The sequence below is a fragment of the Haemophilus influenzae genome, assembly GCF_001457655.1.
Classification (GTDB): Bacteria; Pseudomonadota; Gammaproteobacteria; order Enterobacterales; family Pasteurellaceae; genus Haemophilus; species Haemophilus influenzae.
This window is the reverse complement of sequence record NZ_LN831035.1, coordinates 985532-1006505: the sequence shown is the minus strand read 5'-3', so window position 1 is coordinate 1006505 and position 20974 is coordinate 985532. Positions and strand designations below refer to the sequence as shown.

The 20974-nt window shown below is 39.2% G+C and carries 16 protein-coding genes, 1 pseudogene and 1 other annotated feature; of the genes and pseudogenes, 7 read left to right on the top strand and 10 right to left on the bottom strand.

The window, feature by feature from the left end; all coding sequences use genetic code 11:
- Positions 1–11 precede the first annotated feature (11 nt).
- Positions 12–2459, bottom strand: a complete 2448-nt coding sequence (gene thrA / locus AT683_RS05030) for a bifunctional aspartate kinase/homoserine dehydrogenase I (protein WP_011271870.1) — start codon at positions 2457–2459, stop codon at positions 12–14.
- A gap of 33 nt (positions 2460–2492) precedes the next feature.
- Positions 2493–2610 (bottom strand) — a sequence feature (Thr leader region).
- Positions 2611–2782: 172 nt separating this feature from the next.
- Between thrA and AT683_RS05025 the strand changes: the two genes are divergently transcribed.
- Positions 2783–3496: a YggS family pyridoxal phosphate-dependent enzyme gene (locus tag AT683_RS05025; protein ID WP_011271871.1), complete on the top strand. Its 714-nt coding sequence runs from the start codon at positions 2783–2785 to the stop codon at positions 3494–3496.
- 39 nt (positions 3497–3535) lie between these two features.
- On the opposite strand, the gene AT683_RS05020 is transcribed toward AT683_RS05025, so the two are convergent.
- The 5 genes from AT683_RS05020 to AT683_RS05000 form a co-directional block, all read right to left on the bottom strand.
- On the bottom strand, positions 3536–4672 hold the full coding sequence (locus AT683_RS05020) for a glycerate kinase (protein ID WP_038440936.1): 1137 nt from the start codon (positions 4670–4672) through the stop codon (positions 3536–3538).
- 8 nt (positions 4673–4680) lie between these two features.
- Complete coding sequence (locus AT683_RS05015) at positions 4681–5940, bottom strand: GntP family permease (protein WP_005658366.1); 1260 nt, start codon at positions 5938–5940, stop codon at positions 4681–4683.
- Between the two features lie 121 nt (positions 5941–6061).
- On the bottom strand, positions 6062–7168 hold the full coding sequence (locus AT683_RS05010) for a PucR family transcriptional regulator (protein ID WP_011271873.1): 1107 nt from the start codon (positions 7166–7168) through the stop codon (positions 6062–6064).
- Positions 7169–7369: 201 nt separating this feature from the next.
- Positions 7370–7792 carry a GntT/GntP/DsdX family permease gene (locus tag AT683_RS10045; RefSeq protein ID WP_080317072.1) on the bottom strand — a complete coding sequence of 141 codons (423 nt, stop codon included), beginning with the start codon at positions 7790–7792 and terminating at the stop codon, positions 7370–7372.
- A gap of 248 nt (positions 7793–8040) precedes the next feature.
- Positions 8041–8796: a class I SAM-dependent methyltransferase gene (locus AT683_RS05000; protein WP_005667899.1), complete on the bottom strand. Its 756-nt coding sequence runs from the start codon at positions 8794–8796 to the stop codon at positions 8041–8043.
- Between the two features lie 137 nt (positions 8797–8933).
- Between AT683_RS05000 and AT683_RS04995 the strand changes: the two are divergent.
- From AT683_RS04995 to fbpC, 4 genes and pseudogenes are all read left to right on the top strand, one after another.
- Positions 8934–9278, top strand: a pseudogene (locus AT683_RS04995) (class I SAM-dependent methyltransferase); the annotation flags it as partial.
- Positions 9279–9429: 151 nt separating this feature from the next.
- Positions 9430–10428, top strand: a complete 999-nt coding sequence (locus AT683_RS04990) for an iron ABC transporter substrate-binding protein (protein ID WP_005667903.1) — start codon at positions 9430–9432, stop codon at positions 10426–10428.
- A 117-nt stretch (positions 10429–10545) separates the two neighbouring features.
- Positions 10546–12066 (top strand): ABC transporter permease, encoded by a 1521-nt coding sequence (locus AT683_RS04985; protein WP_005687630.1) that lies wholly within the window; start codon positions 10546–10548, stop codon positions 12064–12066.
- The gene (gene fbpC / locus AT683_RS04980; protein WP_032821670.1) at positions 12053–13123 is read left to right on the top strand and encodes a heme ABC transporter ATP-binding protein FbpC; all 1071 of its coding nucleotides are present in this window, start codon (positions 12053–12055) and stop codon (positions 13121–13123) included. Before AT683_RS04985 ends, fbpC begins: the two co-directional genes overlap by 14 nt.
- A gap of 34 nt (positions 13124–13157) precedes the next feature.
- Here fbpC and AT683_RS04975 read toward each other — a convergent pair whose 3' ends face one another.
- From AT683_RS04975 to htpG, 4 genes are all read right to left on the bottom strand, one after another.
- On the bottom strand, positions 13158–13838 hold the full coding sequence (locus AT683_RS04975; RefSeq protein WP_005687632.1) for a M15 family metallopeptidase: 681 nt from the start codon (positions 13836–13838) through the stop codon (positions 13158–13160).
- A 1-nt stretch (position 13839) separates the two neighbouring features.
- Positions 13840–14973 carry a succinyl-diaminopimelate desuccinylase gene (gene dapE, locus AT683_RS04970; protein WP_038440930.1) on the bottom strand — a complete coding sequence of 378 codons (1134 nt, stop codon included), beginning with the start codon at positions 14971–14973 and terminating at the stop codon, positions 13840–13842.
- A gap of 27 nt (positions 14974–15000) precedes the next feature.
- Positions 15001–15345 carry an ArsC family reductase gene (locus AT683_RS04965; protein WP_005687634.1) on the bottom strand — a complete coding sequence of 115 codons (345 nt, stop codon included), beginning with the start codon at positions 15343–15345 and terminating at the stop codon, positions 15001–15003.
- 78 nt (positions 15346–15423) lie between these two features.
- Positions 15424–17304, bottom strand: a complete 1881-nt coding sequence (gene htpG / locus AT683_RS04960) for a molecular chaperone HtpG (protein WP_005687637.1) — start codon at positions 17302–17304, stop codon at positions 15424–15426.
- Positions 17305–17614: 310 nt separating this feature from the next.
- Here htpG and AT683_RS04955 point away from each other — a divergent pair, with 310 nt between their 5' ends.
- Positions 17615–18370 carry a Nif3-like dinuclear metal center hexameric protein gene (locus AT683_RS04955; RefSeq protein ID WP_038440928.1) on the top strand — a complete coding sequence of 252 codons (756 nt, stop codon included), beginning with the start codon at positions 17615–17617 and terminating at the stop codon, positions 18368–18370.
- Between the two features lie 173 nt (positions 18371–18543).
- Positions 18544–20916: a type I restriction-modification system subunit M gene (locus AT683_RS04950; protein WP_011271878.1), complete on the top strand. Its 2373-nt coding sequence runs from the start codon at positions 18544–18546 to the stop codon at positions 20914–20916.
- Positions 20917–20974 lie beyond the last annotated feature (58 nt).

Sequence of the window (20974 nt, the reverse complement as noted above, 5' to 3'; positions counted from 1 at the left end):
GGAAATCCTTATTAATGTTGTAATGTTCTTAAAATATCTGCAAAGATACCTGCCGCAGTAACTGCATTACCTGCGCCATAACCACGTAATAAAAGTGGAATCGGTTGATAATAACGAGTATAAAATGCCAAGGCATTTTCACCATCTTTCACTTTATAAAGTGGATTATTCAGATCTACCGCAACGATGGATACTTTGCATTTTCCTTCACTAATTTTTCCAACATAACGCAATACTTTGCCTTCTGCTTTAGCTGTGGCAACGCGAGTTTTAAACTCCTTGTCAAGCTGTGGCAACATTGCCATAAACTCATCTGCAGATTTTCCTTCAGAGAAGCCTTTCGGCAATACACCTTCAACTTCAACATCTGAAAGTTCAAGTTCAATTCCCGCTTCACGAGCAAGAATTAATAATTTGCGCGCTACATCTTGTCCAGAAAGATCATCTCGAGGATCTGGCTCAGTAAAGCCTTTTTCACGCGCAAGTGCGGTTACTTCTGAAAGAGAAAGTCCTTCTTCCAACTTACCAAAAATAAAGGAAAGCGAGCCAGATAAAATCCCTTCAAAATATTCAAGCTCATCACCTGCTGCAAGTAAGTTTTGGAGATTTTCAATAACTGGCAAGCCCGCACCTACATTGGTTTCATATAAAAATTTATGCTGGCTTGCTTGGGCATTTTGGCGTAACTCATTGTAATAAACTAATTCTCGTGTATTCGCTTTTTTGTTTGGCGTAACCACATGGAAACCTTCTTTTAACGCACGAGCATAAAGCCCTGCTACAGATTCGGCTGAAGTACAATCTACAAATACTGGATTCACCACATGATGTAATTTAATGAAAGAAAGCAATACATCAAAATCTGATGGCTGAGTCGCATTTTCTAAATCGTTTTTCCAATCCTCTAAATTTAATCCATTTTCATCAAGCAACATACGGTTGGAATTCGCAATAGCACAAACTCGAATTTCAACATTCTTCTTTGCTAGATACTCCTTTTGACGCTTTACCTGCTCTATTAATTCTCCGCCTACTCCACCAACGCCCACTAAAAACATATCCACGACTTTTTTATTATTGAAAAGCGCCTGATGGGTAGCCTTCACCGCTTCAATGGCTTTATTTTGCGGCACAACCGCAGAAATTGAACGTTCGCTAGATCCTTGTGCAATCGCCACAATGCTAATGTTTGCCTGCGCTAATGCCGAGAAGAAACGAGCAGCAATGCCTTTCGCTTGCTTCATTCCATCGCCCACAACAGAAATAATGGATAAATCTTTAATCACTTCAATTGATTCTAATTGATGTTCATTTAATTCATTAGCAAACTCCGTTTCTAGTACGGTTTTCGCTACTTCTGCAGATTTCACAGGCACACAGAAACTAATACTATATTCAGACGAAGACTGAGTAATTAAAATAACTGAAATGCCTGCGCCTGACATGGCTGAAAATACGCGAGATGCCATGCCTACCATACCTTGCATACCGGGGCCTGACACATTAAACATCGCCAAATTGTCTAAGTTAGTGATACCTTTAACTTGCAAACTTTCTGATTTCACATTGCCATCAATAATCGAACCTGGCGCAGAAGGATTTCCTGTATTTTTAATGACACAAGGAATATTTTGTGGCAACAATGGCCCAATCGTACGAGGATGAATCACTTTCGCACCGAAATAAGAGAGTTCCATCGCTTCACGATAAGAAAGCGTTGGTAATAAACGTGCATCAGGCACTAAACGCGGATCGCAAGTATAAACGCCGTCCACATCGGTCCAAATTTCGCATACACTTGCGCCTAAACAAGCGGCTAAACAGGCGGCAGAATAGTCTGAGCCATTACGACCGAGCAATACCAACTCGCCTTTTTCATTACCCGCAGTAAAACCTGCCATCAGCACCACTTTATCTTTTGCGATATTTGCTGCATCAACACGTTTTGTTGATTCTTCAATTTCAACAGAAGATTCAAGATAACCGCCTTTTGCCAATAATTGTTTGACAGGATCCACAATATGTACGCTATAGCCACGCGCTTCAAACCAAGCTTTCATCATTGCAATAGAAAGTTTTTCCCCACGGCAATCAATGGTCGCTTTAACTGCATCTTCTACTTTTCCTGCCTGACGAATTTCTTCTAATAATCCTTTGATTTGAGCAAATTCAGCATCAATAAGTGCCTTGGTGCCATTTAAGTCGAATTGATTATTTTCGGCATGTAAGCCATTGATGATGTTATAGAAAATTTCGATTGCTTCGTTGAAATGCGTATCGGTTGATTGATTTAATGCAGCTTTTTCAGAAAGGGCGACGAGATGGTTGGTTATTTTGGCTGGTGCAGATAAAACACCTGCAGCCTGCTCTTCTAAATGAGCTTGTTCGATCAATTTCGCCGCTTGGGAAAAACGTTCCGGATTTGCAAGCGAAGTGCCGCCAAATTTAAGTACGCGCATAATTGGTTCTCCTAGATATTGTGTTTTTAAATTTATAAAAAAACCCGCTATTCAGTTGAATCGCGGGTTTTCTGTATCTTGTTTTTGCTGCACTAACCCGCGCCATTAATCATAATAATGGTCATCATAATGGCGGTAATCGTGCTAATGATTACGGATAAAGTGCGGTTATTTTTCATTGTGTTTTATCTTGAAAAATGAATGCGTAAAGAAATACCGAAATTTCCCGAGCTTGTCAAACAGAAAGTGACAAATTTTTCAGAAATTTTCTTAGTCAATAAATTTCGTGTAAACTAACCGCACTTTTTTATAAAGGAAAACCTATGAATATCCAGCATAATCTCAACCTAATTCAGCAAAAAATTGAAACGGCTTGTAAAGAAGAAAATCGCAATCAAAATACCGTAAAATTACTTGCCGTATCTAAGACCAAACCTATTTCCGAGATTCTTTCAGCTTATCAAGCGGGACAAACGGCTTTTGGGGAAAATTACGTGCAAGAGGGGGTAGAAAAGATCCAATATTTTGAATCGCAAGGAGTTAACCTTGAATGGCATTTTATCGGCCCATTACAATCGAATAAAACCCGTCTCGTTGCAGAACATTTTGATTGGATGCAAACGCTTGATCGAGCAAAAATTGCAGATCGTTTAAATGAACAACGACCGACCAACAAGGCTCCATTGAATGTATTAATTCAGATTAATATCAGCGATGAAGAAAGTAAATCAGGTATTCAACCTGAGGAAATGCTAACACTAGCAAAACACATCGAAAATTTACCGCACTTATGCCTACGTGGCTTAATGGCAATACCCGCACCAACCGATAAAATCGCTGAACAAGAAGCCGTGTTCAGAAAAATGTCAGACCTATTTGAACAACTGAAACAAGCCTTACCCAATCAACAAATTGATACACTTTCTATGGGAATGACGGATGATATGCCGAGCGCAATAAAATGCGGTTCTACAATGGTACGCATTGGCACTGCGATTTTTGGTGCGAGAAATTATTCAACATCACAAAATAAATAATCATGGAATAAGGCTCGAATTTAAAACAAGCCTTATTTCTTAATGAAATTTAAATGCCAGTACTCTCGCCACATTTTGAGCGGTAGAAATTAAATTTTGTTCGCCTTGTTTGAGAATATCCGATAAATCGCCAAGTTGGTGAATAATAGGGAACACCGCATCAATACCGTGATCAAACACCACATCATAATCTTCACGCAAACACCCTGCGATGGCGATCACTGGCTTATTGAACTGTTTTGCCGTACGTGCCACACCAATTGGCGTTTTACCCATAATACTTTGTGCATCTATTCGCCCTTCACCCGTAATCACTACATCAGCATCTTTTACATAGTCAATTAAATGTAACCGCTCTAACACAATTTGTATGCCTGCTTTCAGTTGTACGCTTGGTAATAATAGCAAGCCACCACCCATACCACCAGCAGCACCTGCGCCAGCCTGATCACGAATTTGTTTACCGCAATCGCGTTCGGCAATTTCAGCAAAATGCGAAAGTGCAGCATCAAGTTGTTTCACCATTTCAGGCGTTGCGCCTTTTTGTGGTCCAAAAATGGCAGATGCACCACATTCACCACAGAGCGGATTATTCACATCGCACGCTACTTCAATGTGAACTTGTTGCAAACGTGGATCTAATTGTTGAACGTCAATCTTCACAATATTTGCTAGCTCTGCTCCACCAAAACCGATAGGCTTATCTTGCGAATCTAAACATTGCATCCCTAGAGCTTGCAACATTCCTACACCACCATCGTTGGTTGCGCTACCGCCAATGCCAAGAATGAAACTCTCTACGCCTAAATCTAATGCCAATTTAATCAACTCCCCTGTGCCGTAACTGGTGGTAAGCAAGGGATTGCGTTTTTCAGGCGGAACAAGATGTAAACCAGAAGCTGCTGCCATTTCGATAATCGCGGTTTTTCCATCTCCCGATAAACCGAAGAAACTTTTCACTTTGTCACCCAAAGGCGCGGTGACTTCACATTCAATGAGCTTGCCTTGCGTGGCATCCACAAGGGATTGAACTGTACCTTCGCCCCCATCTGCCATTGGCAATTTTACATAGTCCGCATCGGGGAATACACGTTTGAAGCCTGTTTCAATGGCGGTAGCGACTTCAAGTGCGGTCAAACTTTCTTTAAAAGAATCAGGTGCAATCACAAATTTCATAACAACTCCTAGAATTTAAATACGCCAAAAATTAAGGTAGAAACGATGGTCATCATCAAACCGACCGCACTTTCATAAGGAATAAGTTTTAAACGTTCTTTGATATCCATATTCACACTACCGCCTGTGGCATGGAAGAAAGAACCATGTGGCATATGATCAAATACGGTCGCCCCTGCATGAATCATTGCTGCACCAGCAAGACTGCTAACTCCAAGTTCTAACAAGGTACTACTGAACACATTGGATGCCACCGCAGTACCTGCCGTGGTAGAAGCTGTCGCTAAAGACATCAACACCCCTGAAATTGGTGCAAGAATGTATGATGGCAAACCTGAATGTTCCAAACCTTGAATCAATACTTCTTTTAAACCAGAATTAGCAATGATGCCAGCAAGCGCGCCTGTACCAAGTAACATAATTGCCACGGGTGTCATTTTACTCAATCCATTGATAGCATAACTATTTATATTGCGAAGTTTGCCCATACAAAGCGCACCAATCAAACCACCTAACGGCAATGCAATTAATGGATCAACTTTAATATCAAACAATGGACGAAGTGCCAATAGCAAAATTGCCACTAAAGGTGCGACAAGTGCGGTCAGAAATGAAGGTAAATTTTGCGTTTCAAGCACGATTACCTCTTTGTCAGTCACTTTAGAACCTTTGTTGATTAAGCGTTTTGCTAAGAAGTAGGTGAGAATCAAACCAAATAGCGCGGGAATTATACCAGCCATCATCACTGAAGTGAGTGGCAAATGAAAAGTATCTGCTGCCGCAATGGCATTTGGGTTTGGCGACATAATATTACCAGCTTTACCACCGCCAATCATGGCGAGCAAAATTGCAGCTTTCGATAAATCGCTGCGACGCGATAACGCTAAAGCAATTGGTGAAACAGTAATCACTGCCACATCCACGAACACACCCACCGCAGTTAAAATCATCGTCGCTAGTGCCAAGGCGAGTAAAGCTCGAGTTTCACCCAATTTATTAGTAATGGTTTCCGCGATGGAATTTGCTGCACCCGATTCAATCAGCACGCCTGCCAACACACCAGCAGCTAAGATACGCATAACTGCAGTAGTAATACCCTGTGCGCCACCGATCATTAGGCTCACTGTTTGCGATAAATCCGCACCACCAATTAACCCTCCAACCAAAGCTCCCACCAACATACCATAAGCTGGTGAGACTTTTTTCAAAATGAGGAAGATAGCAACGATTAACGCCACCAACGCACCTATTGCTGAGACTGTTGTCATTTTTTCTCTCCTATAAAAATTAAAACCAAGGAGATTATTTCTGTTTTATAGGGGAAATGCTTTATTAGAGCAAACAAAAAGTGCGGTTAAAAATCATCAAACTTTGTAAAGTTATACAACCTCAATGTTCTAACAACGTTCCGAGATAGAGCGTTAATTTATCATCTATCTTATTGAAAAATAAACCAGTTATTTGCTCTATTTTGTTCAATCGATAACGCAAAGTATTCGGGTGAACAAATAATTTTTCCGCAGTGAGATAAAGATCACAATTTGATAAAAAATATTGTTGAAGGGTTTTATAAAGTGTCGCATTTTCTTCTGAGAAAAGGGGAGAAAGGGGTTTTATCAATTCGTTCCCTTGCCAAGAATGGGATAATCCAGCAAGTAACACAGGCAATCGATGCTCATCAAACACATAAATACCCTTGCGTGGATGATGTTTTAATCCATAAGAAAGCGTGCTTTGCGCACTTTGAAAAGACAAGGGAAGCTGCTCAAAAAGCGGTAGATTTAGACAAGCGCCTACAGCAATTTTATAATCTTGTTTTGAATAATCTGCAGGTAAAAGCGTTTTCATTTGAGCAGAAAGTACGGTGGAGTTTTGCCAAGTCTTTAAGACCACAACCTGATCAAGGGACAAAATTGCCACATCCTGTGCAAATTCAGACTGTTCCAAATAATTGATCAGATGCTGTAAATTATCCAGGGCTGGATTAAGTAACTTAATCAATACAACCACACGAGATTTATTTAAATCAAAAGAAAAAAATTTCGCCTGCTGTTCCATCTTTTTCCAATTCAAATTGCAATGTAATAATTGCAAAATAAATTCTTCTTTGTAACGACGATGCCAGCTTTCTTGTTCGAGTAAAGCCTGTTGTTCCACAATAAGTTCTGCGGTCATTTTCACTAGTTCGGCATATTGTTTCACCTGAGTTGGCTCACCAGAAATCCCCACCACTCCAATATTTTTGCCTAAATAATGAATCGGTAAATTAATCCCTGGTTGCGCTTCAAAATTCCATTTTTGTGCCAACGCTTGATCAATCTCTACCACACGATTTTCCCGCAACGCCAACACCGCTCCTGTGTGCCGTTGATTCAAACGCGTTGAATTTCCCGACGCAATGATCACACCGTCGTGATCCATTACATTTACAGAGTGATGAATGATCTTCATTGCACGTTTAACAATTTTTTTGGCAGTGTATTTGTCAAGTTGCATATTTGTAATAAAGAAGATAAATGAAGATAAAATATTGAGAAAAAGAAAGTTAGTCAAATATTGTTTTATCTGCAAGAAAAGACGGGAGACTATTCTCCCGCACTGCGTTTTTATCGCTATAATGTTTTATTCTGAACTTGAACATATCCCATAATTAATGCCAAAATCCCTAGTGGAAAAATGAGATCTATTACAGAACCATCATTTCCCCAAATCAAGAATAGCTTTGATGAAAATAAGTAAAATCGGTAAGACAATAGGAATACTCACGACATAGCCCGTAATGGCTAATGCCCATTCTTCCTTTTTCTTACCTAGAAATTTGATAAAACTGAACGCCATTTTTTCAGCAACTGGGCAGATTGAAGTTTCACCATGTAAAGGTTCTCGAATAATGCTACTTACAAAGGAAGAAGTCGCTTTATTTGGTTTTCCTGGACGGATACAAATTGTGAGCAGGCGAACACAGAGACCATCAACAAAACCTTTTCTTGTATAGTCATTAATAAGTAATTCACTCATTGCTTTTTGTGCACCATAAGTCGATTGTGGCGTTACAGCAGTAGAATCCTGAATAATTTCTGGTAAATCACCACCAAATACAGCAAGTGAACTAGAAAAAATAAAACGAATTTTAGTATCAGATTCATCAAAATATGAGAAAGTGGCGACATTCCATATTTGTCCACTAACAAATTTTGATCACATAATTTGCGACAAAAATCTTGTTGAATCTGCACAGAATGGCATTAGAGAATTAAATATTAATTTAACTATCGTATAAATAAATTAATATAAATGATCTGCACCCCAAAACTAAACAAATAAGCTTACTCATTAAGGTGCAAATCAAAGTGCGGTTCGTTTTTATATTATTTTTGGCTACATACAGCAATAAAATGTAATTTATGTTCAGGATCATTAAAGGTTTTGAACATTCTTTTAAATTGCTCACGATTTTCCGCTTTCATCGCATTACGGATGATTTTTAACGTACCGAAAATTCCTTCATCATAAATCATTCCTTTTGGAGAAAGTAATGTCATCTCACCAGAGAAAGTATCAACATATCTAAAGCCACTTTCTTGGAATATGCCTTTCCATCCATCTTTCGTTAATGGCGTGACAGTCACATTAATCGCTTTGCGCATATTTTCTAGAATAGTTTGATGATCATTCCCCACCAGCATAACATCGTGAGTAAGCAATAAACCATTGGGTTTTAACACTCGAAAATATTCTGCAATGGCTTTTTTCTTCGCTTCCACGGGTAACATTGTGAGCATCGCTTCATTGATGACAATATCAAAACTTTCATCCTCGAAAGGCAACTTCATCGCATTCGCACGCTGTACATGAATTTTTTCTTGCAAGCCATTTGCTTCAATATTTGCTTGTGCTTTTGCTAACGCATTTTCATCTAAATCAACACCTTCAATATGACAACCAAATTGTTTCGCCAATCCAATTGCAGTCGTCCCCATATTACAGGCAACCTCTAACACTTTTTTATCTTGGCTAAAATCGCCATTAGCAATTAACCAATCTGTCGCTTTTTTACCGCCTGGACGCAAACGCGTTTTACCCAAACGTGCAAGAAAATTATGCCCTACTTCATCTTTTGCCATTTTTATCTCCTAGTAATTAACTTGGTTTTTATATTATAGATAAAAATGATAACTATTAAAATGATAGATTAAATAAATTAAGGCGGAATAATTGTTCCGCCTTTTTCTCTTATTTCTTCAATGCTTTTTTCAATTCAATTTATTCCTTTGAAGATAACAAAACTTACATACCGAAACGCTTTACTCAATATGTAAAAACATTGGTAGAAGGCGCAAATCAGTATATTGGTGCTGGAAATATGTATAACGGCGACGTAGAAGATTTGAATAAACCGCATCTTTATATGATGTCTCAAATGGAAAAACCGACAACTAAAGCTGAGTTGAAATCAGCATTACAAGGCTATTTAATTCAAAATGAATATCAAGATATGAATAACAATGATAAATTGATTGATGAAACTTATGATTGCACTGAGTTGTTTAATGCACTTTGTGATGTATTAACAAGATTAGGCTATATCCAGCCTGTAAACCTATAATCTATGTATGGTTCGTTTAATGTACCGTTTTGTTTTTCATCTAAATATCAATTTAAATTGAGAACTATTTGCATTTAAATAAAATTAGGCATAGAATAGCCACAATTCAGGCTGAACTGAATAATTTGCACTCAACATAAGGAGCTTTTCAATGCAATTTAAACATTTCAAACTTGCTACCCTTGCGGCAGCACTTGCTTTTTCTGCTAATAGTTTTGCTGATATTACCGTTTATAATGGTCAGCACAAAGAAGCCGCTACGGCTGTGGCAAAAGCCTTTGAACAGGAAACAGGCATTAAAGTTACGCTAAATAGCGGGAAAAGTGAGCAACTTGCAGGTCAATTAAAAGAAGAAGGCGATAAAACACCAGCCGATGTTTTCTATACTGAACAAACAGCGACTTTTGCCGATCTTTCTGAAGCAGGGCTTTTAGCACCAATTTCAGAACAAACCATTCAACAAACCGCACAAAAAGGCGTACCACTTGCACCGAAAAAAGACTGGATTGCATTAAGTGGCCGTTCTCGCGTAGTGGTTTACGATCACACTAAATTATCTGAAAAAGATATGGAAAAATCAGTGCTTGATTATGCAACACCAAAATGGAAAGGCAAAATCGGTTATGTATCAACTTCTGGCGCGTTCTTAGAGCAAGTTGTTGCGTTAAGCAAAATGAAAGGGGACAAAGTTGCGCTTAATTGGTTAAAAGGTTTAAAAGAGAACGGAAAACTTTACGCTAAAAATAGTGTGGCATTACAAGCGGTTGAAAATGGCGAAGTACCTGCTGCGTTAATCAATAACTATTATTGGTATAACCTAGCAAAAGAAAAAGGCGTGGAAAACCTAAAAAGCCGTCTTTATTTTGTTCGCCACCAAGATCCAGGTGCGTTAGTTAGCTATTCAGGTGCAGCAGTATTGAAAGCTTCTAAAAATCAAGCTGAAGCACAAAAATTTGTTGATTTCTTAGCGAGTAAAAAAGGTCAAGAGGCATTAGTGGCAGCGCGTGCAGAATATCCGTTACGTGCTGATGTGGTTTCGCCATTTAATCTTGAACCTTATGAAAAATTAGAAGCACCAGTGGTGTCCGCAACAACAGCTCAAGATAAAGAACATGCGATCAAATTAATTGAAGAAGCTGGATTGAAATAATCCAAATATTGCGTGCGTGTATTTGAAAAAATTCACGCACGCGTTTACAATTCTCTAACAAAATTAACCGCTTGCGTGCGTGAACTGAAAGGTTCACATTCCTAAAAGGATTTAACTTTGCCTCGCAGACCGCCATTCTGGCTCACTTTACTTATCATCTTAATCGGGCTTCCGTTATGTTTGCCGTTTCTGTATGTCATTTTGCGTGCGACAGAAGTGGGATTAACGCGAAGTGTTGAGCTATTGTTTCGCCCTCGAATGGCTGAATTATTAAGCAATACAATGCTTTTAATGGTTTGTGTAACTATCGGTGCTATTTCACTTGGCACGCTTTGTGCTTTTTTACTTGAACGTTATCGCTTTTTCGGTAAAGCTTTTTTTGAAGTGGCGATGACGTTACCCCTTTGTATTCCCGCCTTTGTAAGTTGTTTTACTTGGATCAGCCTCACATTCCGCGTTGAGGGTTTTTGGGGAACAATTGGTATTATGACATTAAGTTCATTTCCTTTGGCTTATTTGCCCGTTTCCGCCATACTAAAAAGACTTGATCGTTCTCTTGAAGAAGTAAGCCTTTCGCTGGGTAAAAGCCCTGTGTATACCTTTTGGTATGTTATTTTCCCGCAACTTAAACCCGCCATTGGTAGTAGTATCTTACTGATTGCTTTACATATGTTGATCGAATTTGGTGCAGTGTCAATTTTAAATTATCAAACCTTTACCACTGCCATTTTCCAAGAATATGAAATGTCTTTTAACAACAGCACTGCTGCATTATTATCCGCCGTTTTAATGGCGATTTGTATACTTATTGTTTTTGGGGAAATTTTCTTTCGTGGAAAACAAACCCTTTACCACAGTGGAAAAGGTGTTACGCGTCCTTATCTCGTAAAAACACTTTCCTTTGGAAAACAATGTTTAACCTTCGGATTTTTCTCTAGCATATTCATTTTAAGCATTGGCGTGCCTGTGATTATGTTAATTTACTGGCTTATTGTGGGAACTTCACTCGAAAGTGCGGGTGATTTTTCAGAATTTTTATCGGCATTCAGCAATTCATTTATCATTTCAGGCTTAGGCGCATTGCTTACCGTAATGTGTGCCTTGCCATTAGTTTGGGCAGCTGTTCGTTACCGTAGTTATTTAACGATTTGGATCGACCGCTTGCCATATCTATTACACGCTGTGCCAGGCTTAGTCATTGCCTTATCATTAGTCTATTTTTCCATCCATTACGCTAACGACCTATATCAAACCTTTTTTGTGATTATCATTGCCTACTTTATGCTCTATTTGCCAATGGCACAAACTACATTAAGAGCGTCTTTAGAGCAACTTTCCGATCAAATTGAAAAAGTCGGACAAAGTCTTGGGCGAAGCCCTTTCTATATTTTTCGCACCTTGACGCTACCAGCCATATTACCAGGTGTGGCCGCCGCATTTGCTTTGGTTTTTTTGAATTTAATGAAAGAGCTTACCGCGACGCTTTTGCTCACATCAAATGATATTAAAACCTTATCCATTGCTGTGTGGGAACATACCAGCGATGCGCAATATGCTGCCGCCACCCCTTATGCGTTAATGCTCGTTCTTTTTTCGGGTATTCCTGTATTTTTATTGAAAAAATATGCGTTTAAATAAAATGATAAATAATCCGTTATTAACCGTTAAAAATCTCAATAAATTTTTTAATGAACAACAAGTTCTGCACGATATTTCATTCAGCTTACAACGCGGAGAAATCCTCTTTTTACTTGGTGCTTCAGGCTGTGGCAAAACTACATTATTACGTGCCATTGCAGGATTTGAACACCCCAATACTGGCGAAATTTGGCTAAAAGAGCGGTTAATTTTTGGCGAGAATTTTAATCTTCCAACGCAACAACGTCATCTCGGTTATGTGGTGCAAGAGGGCGTACTTTTTCCTCACTTAAATGTCTATCGCAACATTGCTTACGGATTAGGCAACGGCAAAGGAAAAAATAGCGAAGAAAAAACGCGGATTGAACAAATAATGCAACTAACGGGTATTTTTGAACTGGCGGATCGCTTTCCACATCAACTTTCAGGCGGACAACAACAACGCGTAGCATTGGCGCGTGCTTTAGCCCCTAATCCAGAACTGATTTTATTAGACGAGCCTTTCAGTGCCTTAGACGAGCATCTTCGCCAACAAATTCGCCAAGAGATGCTCCAAGCACTTCGCCAAAGCGGTGCTTCCGCAATTTTCGTTACTCACGACCGTGATGAATCCTTACGCTACGCTGATAAAATCGCCATTATTCAGCAAGGTAAAATTTTACAAATCGATACGCCACGCACCCTTTATTGGTCGCCTAATCATCTTGAAACAGCAAAATTTATGGGGGAAAGTATTGTTTTGCCTGCAAATCTACTCGATGAAAATACCGCTCAATGCCAATTAGGCAATATTCCTATAAAAAATAAATCAATCTCACAAAATCAAGGTAGGATTTTGCTTCGTCCAGAACAATTTAGCCTGTTTAAAACATCAGAAAATCCAACCGCACTTTTTAATGGACAAATAAAACAAATTGAATTTAAAGGAAAAATTACCTCCATTCAAATTGAAATTAATGGCTACGCAATATGGATTGAGAACGTTATTTCTCCCGATTTATCTATTGGCGATAATTTGCCTGTTTATTTACATAGAAAAGGGCTTTTTTACGCTTAACAATAAAGCCTTATCTTCACGATAAGGCTTATTTTTAAACAATATATTCGGAAAAAATTTGTTCAAGATGTGATATTAAACAGTCTGCGCCTAAAATATTTTCCCCTTTCCACGCCTGTTGCAAAATCTCTGGAGAAAATTGCTGGCTTGCCAATTCAGCTAACGGCAAATAACTGATATGCCAAGGCTCCCGCCCCACTTTCTTATTGGACTGCATATTCATAAAAGGCAAAGCAAAATCAAAGTGCGGTAAATTTTCGGCAAGAAATTCACTCAATTCAAAGAAGTAGCCGCCTTTTTCATATTCCCAAGGCTCCAGTTGTAAAGATTGCCCTTGTGGCAAAAGATCAGGATCAAAAATATCCACTTCCGTTCCCCAATGATGACGGCTCGCCCCCGGCAATGCAGACCAACGTAAAATCGCCTGACATTTTTGCCAGTCATCTAATTGGTTCAAATCTAATGCCTTTCCTGCATCATCGTGTACTTTTCGCTCGCCCTTAAATTTACTGTTCCAAATAAGTTTTTGGCGTTCAAAATCACGAAAACTGCTCGCAGGCTGTAAATTAAAGCCATTTTTTGCCGCACTTTGTTGCAAAGCTTGAAATGCTTGCATAGCTTGTGTTTGCAAAAAATGATTTGATGAATGAGTTGTGGGTAAATTGACTAAATGCTCACGAGACTTTCCTGTAAGCATTTCTAGGGTTAATTTCATTTTAGCTATCCAATAAATTCACTAACATTTTGTGATAAATTTCACCGCACTTGCCAAGATCTTCTATACTGACACATTCATTGACTTTATGAATGGTTGAATTTAACGGACCAAATTCCACTACTTCTGCGCCCATCAATGCAATAAAACGACCGTCTGACGTGCCACCACCTGTTTCAGCCTTTGGCGTTATGCCTATGGTTTCCTCAATAGCGGAGGTTATCGAATCTAATAATTTACCTGGTTTTGTTAAAAAGGGTTTGCCTGATAAATTCCATTCAATACGATATTTCAAATTGTGTTTTTCTAGCATTTCAGCGACTTTTTGCTTAATGATTTCATCCGTGACTTCTGTGCAATAACGCAAATTAAACTGAATATATAATTCAGCAGGAATTACATTATTACTTCCCGTACCCGCGTGAATGTTAGCAATTTGTAGGATTGTTGGCGGGAAAAATTCATTGCCTTTATCCCATTGGTAAGTCGTTAATTCTTGCAAGAATGGGGCTGCTTTATGGATTGGGTTTTCAGCTAAATGCGGATAGGCTACGTGTCCTTGAATACCTTTAATATAGAGATTTCCTGTAATTGAGCCGCGGCGACCATTTTTGACAACATCGCCTAAGTTTTTAGCACTCGATGGCTCTCCAACCATACAATAAGTAATTTTTTCATCACGCGCCATTAACGTCTCAACCACGCGTATAGTTCCATCTTTTGCGGCAGCCTCTTCATCAGAGGTAATCAATAATGCAATGGTGCCTTTATGATTAGGATTTGCTTTTACGTATTCTTCTGCCGCCACAATCATTGCTGCAAGGGAGCCTTTCATATCCGCCGCACCACGCCCATAAAGCATGCCATCAATAATCTCCGCAGAAAACGGCGGAGACGACCATTGATTTTCATCGCCAGTAGGCACAACATCCGTATGACCTGCAAAAGCAATAACTGGCTCGCTCGTTCCGTGTTTTGCCCACAAATTCAACGTGTCATTAAAAGGCATCCATTCAATTTGAAAACCTAGCTTTTCTAAACGTTCGGCAATAATTTGCTGACAGCCTTCGTCATTCGGGCTAATAGACGGGCGACGAATTAAATCTTGTGCCAACGAAACCACTTTTTCTCTCATAAAAACTCCTAAGAAAATAACCGCACTTTAAGCAAAAACAGCCTGATATTCCTTTTCATTAAAGCCAATTAATGCCTTTTCATCTTGTAAAATAATTGGGCGTTTAATTAAAGTTGGATTCTCAGCCAACACGGAAAGTGCGGTGGTTTTATCAAGGGAATTTTTAACTTGCTCATCCAAATTACGCCAAGTTGTACTGCGTTTATTCACTAACACATCCCAGCCAAATTGAGTTTCCGCTTGGGTTAAAAAATTCAAATCTAACCCATCAACACGGTAGTCGTGAAGTTTGTGTTCGATATTGTGATCCGCCAGCCATTTCAACGCTTTCTTCACTGTATCGCAATTTTTAATGCCGTAAACTGTAATCATATTTCACCTAAAAAAGAAAAATCCTCAATCTAATCAGACTGAGGATTTTAACCCTTATACTACTTCATCTCAAATGAATTAACCTAACAACTTATTGATACGTTTAATAAACGCAGCTGGATTTTCCAAAGATCCGCGCTCTGCTAACATAGCTTGTTCAAGCAACAGTTCCACCCAATCAGCAAATTCAGTTTCATCTGCAATATCAGCCACTTTTTTCACTAAATAGTGTTCTGGATTCAGTTCAAATGTGTATTTTACTTCTGGTACAGGTTGCCCTGCGGCTGCAAACAATTTCGCCATTTGGGTCGTCATTTGATCGTTATCCGTAGAAACCACCGCTGGTGTATCCGTTAAATTGTGAGTTAAACGCACCGTTTTCACACGTTCGCCAAGCAAGTTTTTCACACGCTCAATAAAACTACCAAAGGCTTTATCTTGTTGTTTTTGTGTTTCAGATTCTTTATCCGCTAAATCGCCTAAATCCAAATCTGCTTTCGTGATACTTTGTAATTGTTTACCGTCAAATTCAGTTAAATAGCTTAACATCCATTCATCAATACGATCGGAAAGTAATAAAACCTCAATGCCTTTTTTATTGAATAATTCCAAGTGTGGGCTATTTTTCGCTGCAACATAACTATCCGCTGTAATGTAATAGATAGCTTTTTGCCCCTCTTTCATACGCAAGATGTAATCTTCTAAAGAGACAGTTTGCTCACTACCATCATTATGTGTCGAAGCAAAACGCAATAACTTTGCGATAGTTTCTTTGTTAGCAAAATCTTCTGCAGGGCCTTCTTTTAAGACTAAACCAAACTCTTTCCAGAATTTAAGATATTTTTCTGCATCATCTTTTGCTAATTTTTCTAGCATTTGTAATGAACGCTTAGTTAATGCTTTGCGTAGTGCAGCCGTAATTTTGTTATCCTGTAAAATTTCACGAGATACATTTAATGGCAAGTCATTACTATCGATTAAACCACGCATAAAACGTAGATAATTCGGCATAAATTGCTCAGCATCATCCATAATAAATACACGTTGAACATAAAGTTTTAAGCCGTGTTTATGTTCGCGATTAAATAAATCCCAAGGTGCTTTAGCTGGTACATAAAGCAAACTAGTATATGCTTGATTTCCTTCCACTTTGTTATGCGCCCAAGTCACAGGATCAACAAAATCATGGCTTAAGTGTTTGTAAAACGCTTTGTATTCCTCATCGGAAACATCATTTTTAGAACGCGTCCAAAGGGCATCAGATTTATTGATTTTTTCCCATTTTTCGCCGCACTCTTTGCCCTCATCATCGTATTCTTTCGTCAGCATTTCCACTGGCAAGCCAATATGGTCAGAATATTTACCAATAATTTCACGCAAACGCCATTCATTTAAAAATTCTTTTTCATCTTCACGTAAATGTAAAATCACATCTGTACCACGAGATTTTTTCTCAATATCCGCCACAGAATATTCGCCTTCGCCCGCAGATTCCCAAAGCACAGCTTTATCCGCCTCTTCGCCAGCCGCTCTAGTTTTTACAGTCACTTTATCTGCCACAATAAAAGCAGAATAAAAACCCACACCAAACTGCCCAATAAGCTGGCTATTTTTTGCTTGATCTTGGCCAAGTGCGGTTAAAAATTCTTTTGTTCCTGATTTTGCAATCGTCCCCAAATGATCGATGACTTGCTCACGAGTCATACCAATGCCGTTATCGCTAATTGTGATAGTGCCTTTATCCGCATCAAAGCTAACACGCACACGCAAGTCGCCATCGCCTTCATATAAAGCAGGGTTGGAAAGTGCTTTAAAGCGTAATTTATCTGCCGCATCAGAAGCATTAGAAATCAATTCACGTAAGAAAATTTCTTTGTTAGAGTACAAAGAATGAATCATTAATTGGAGTAGTTGTTTGACTTCAGATTGGAAGCCGCGAGTTTCTTGATTTTGTGACATAATTTTTTCCTTCATAAAGATAAAAATTGAACGTCACAGATATAAGAATAAAAAGAAAGATTTCAAGGGAAATTTAAGAGGAAAAGTGCGGTAAAAAACACAAGGAATTTAAACCGCACTTTAAATAAAAAATTTCTTATTTCCCCTTGATCGCTATAAATTTATATATATAATGAATTCTGTTTTAGATACTAGATAGTAATTTAATAGTAATGAAACTTGGCTAGTGCATTCCCCCACTCCTTTCGCACTAGCCATTTTTTTGGGAATTTTGTACCATATCCCGACTTTTTCCAATCAACGATCCATTATGAATAATCTCGAACTTGAACAACTCATTAATCAAAAACTTTCTTCTGATAAAATCAATGACTATGCACCCAACGGCTTACAAGTCGAAGGTAAAACAGAAATCAAAAAAATCATTACTGGCGTAACGGCGAGTCAGGCTTTAATTGATTACGCAATCAGCCAAAATGCTGATGCTATTTTAGTTCATCATGGCTATTTTTGGAAAAGTGAAACCCCTTGTATCCGAGGAATGAAAGGCAAGCGAATTAAAGCCCTTTTAGTGAACGACATTAATTTATATGGCTATCATTTGCCATTAGATGTGCACCCAGAATTAGGTAACAATGCACAATTAGCCAAACTGCTCGACATTGAAAATTTACAACCATTAGAAAAAGGCACTGTGAGTATTCCTGTTTGGGGCGAATTAAAAGAACCGATGACAGGTAAAGACTTTGCAGAAAAAATAGAAAAAGTGTTAAATCGAAAACCGTTAATTTGCATTGAAAACGGACCGCACTTAATCCGAAAAATTGGCATCTGCACTGGTGGCGGACAAGGTTATATTGATCTTGCTGCAGAACAAGGCTGCGACGCATTTATTACAGGGGAAGTGTCAGAACAAACAATCCATTCTGCCCGTGAGCAAGGATTGCATTTCTTCTCTGCAGGTCATCACGCAACAGAACGCTATGGCATCAAGGCATTAGGCGAATGGTTGGCGAAAGAATATGGCTTTGACGTAGAATTTAAAGATATAGATAATCCAGCATAAAATACAAAAGTGCGGTAAAAATATTTCTTTTTTACCGCACGCTTTCTTCTCTATAAGATCCTACAATCATAACTAATAACAATTAGCTTCCTTTAATAAAAGAAAAAATTGAATGCCCATTAAAAATAAGCAACAATACCCAAAAAATTTCATAATATTAAGTGGGAACAAATATGGAGCATTCTGTTCATAACAAACTGGTTTCTTTTATTTGGAGTATTGCAGACGATTGTCTGCGCGATGTGTATGTGCGCGGTAAATATCGTGATGTGATTTTACCGATGTTTGTGCTTCGTCGTTTGGATACTTTACTTGAGCCAAGCAAAGATGCCGTATTGGAAGAAATGCGTTTTCAAAAAGAAGAATTGGCATTCACCGAATTGGATGACCTTCCCCTTAAAAAAATTACCGGTCATGTTTTTTATAACACCTCAAAATGGACATTAAAATCCCTCTATCAAACCGCCAGCAATACGCCGCAGTATATGCTGGCCAATTTTGAAGAATATCTTGATGGTTTCAGCACCAACATTCATGAAATCATCAACTGCTTCAAGCTGCGTGAACAAATCCGCCATATGTCCCATAAAAATGTTTTGCTGAGCGTGTTGGAAAAATTTGTATCGCCCTATATCAATCTTACCCCTAAAGAACAACAAGACCCTGAGGGCAACAAATTACCAGCGCTGACCAATCTGGGCATGGGCTATGTATTTGAAGAACTGATTCGTAAATTTAACGAAGAAAATAACGAAGAAGCTGGCGAACACTTTACCCCACGCGAAGTGATCGAGCTGATGACGCATTTAGTCTTTGATCCGCTCAAAGACCAAATTCCGGCCATTATTACGATTTACGACCCAGCTTGCGGCAGCGGTGGCATGCTGACCGAGTCGCAAAACTTTATTGAGCAAAAATATCCGCTATCTGAATCACAAGGCGAGCGTTCCATCTTTTTGTTTGGTAAAGAAACCAATGATGAAACCTATGCCATTTGTAAATCTGACATGATGATTAAAGGTGATAATCCCGAAAACATCAAAGTCGGCTCAACCCTTGCTACAGATAGCTTCCAAGGTAATCACTTTGACTTTATGCTTTCCAACCCGCCATATGGCAAAAGCTGGAGCAAAGATCAAGCCTATATCAAAGACGGCAATGAGGTTATCGACAGTCGCTTTAAAGTTACCTTACCAGATTACTGGGGCAATGTAGAAACCCTTGATGCTACCCCACGCTCCAGCGATGGACAGCTGCTATTCCTAATGGAAATGGTCAGCAAAATGAAATCGCCGAATGACAACAAAATCGGCAGCCGAGTGGCCTCCGTGCATAACGGCTCAAGCCTGTTTACCGGCGATGCAGGTTCAGGAGAAAGCAACATTCGTCGCCATATTATTGAAAAAGATTTGCTCGAAGCCATCGTACAGCTGCCTAACAACCTGTTTTATAACACAGGTATTACCACTTATATTTGGTTGCTGTCCAACAACAAACCTGAAGCACGCAAAGGCAAAGTTCAGCTCATTGATGCCAGCCTCTTATTCCGCAAATTGCGTAAAAACCTTGGCGATAAAAACTGCGAATTTGTACCTGAACATATCGCCGAAATTACCCAAAACTATCTTGATTTCACTGCCAAAGCGCGCGAAACCGACAGCCAAAATGAAGCAGTCGGCCTGGCTTCGCAGATTTTTGACAATCAAGATTTCGGCTATTACAAAGTCACCATCGAACGCCCGGATCGCCGTTCTGCCCAATTTACCGCCGAAAATATCTCGCCTTTACGGTTTGACAAGGCTTTGTTTGAGCCGATGCAATATCTTTATCGGCAATATGGCGAACAAATTTACAACGCCGGATTTTTAGCCCAAACCGAGCAAGAAATTACCGCTTGGTGCGAAGCGCAGGGCATAGCCTTAAACAACAAAAACAAGACCAAGCTGCTGGACGTCAAAACCTGGGAAAAAGCCGCCGCACTTTTTCAGACGGCATCAACCTTGCTCGAACATTTCGGCGAACAACAATTTGACGATTTCAACCAATTCAAACAAGCCGTGGAATGCCGTCTGAAAGCCGAAAAAATCCCCCTTTCTGCCACAGAGAAAAAGGCCGTTTTCAATGCCGTAAGTTGGTACGACGAAAATTCAGCCAAAGTGATTGCCAAAACACTCAAGCTCAAACCAAACGAATTGGACGCCCTTTGCCAACGCTACCAATGCCAAGCCGACGAGCTGGCAGACTTTGGCTATTACGCCACCGGCAAAGCAGGCGAATATATCCTATATGAAACGAGCAGCGACTTGCGCGACAGCGAATCCATACCGCTCAAACAAAATATCCACGACTATTTCAAAGCCGAAGTGCAAGCGCACATCAGCGAAGCATGGCTGAATATGGAAAGCGTAAAAATCGGCTATGAAATCAGCTTCAACAAATACTTCTACCGCCACAAACCATTACGCAGCCTTGCAGAAGTTGCCCAAGATATTTTGGCGTTAGAAAAACAGGCTGACGGCTTGATTAGTGAAATTCTAGAGGCTTAATAAAAAACAAACTATTAAGCAAGTTTTAATAGGTCTTAAGTAAGGAAATTCAAAATAT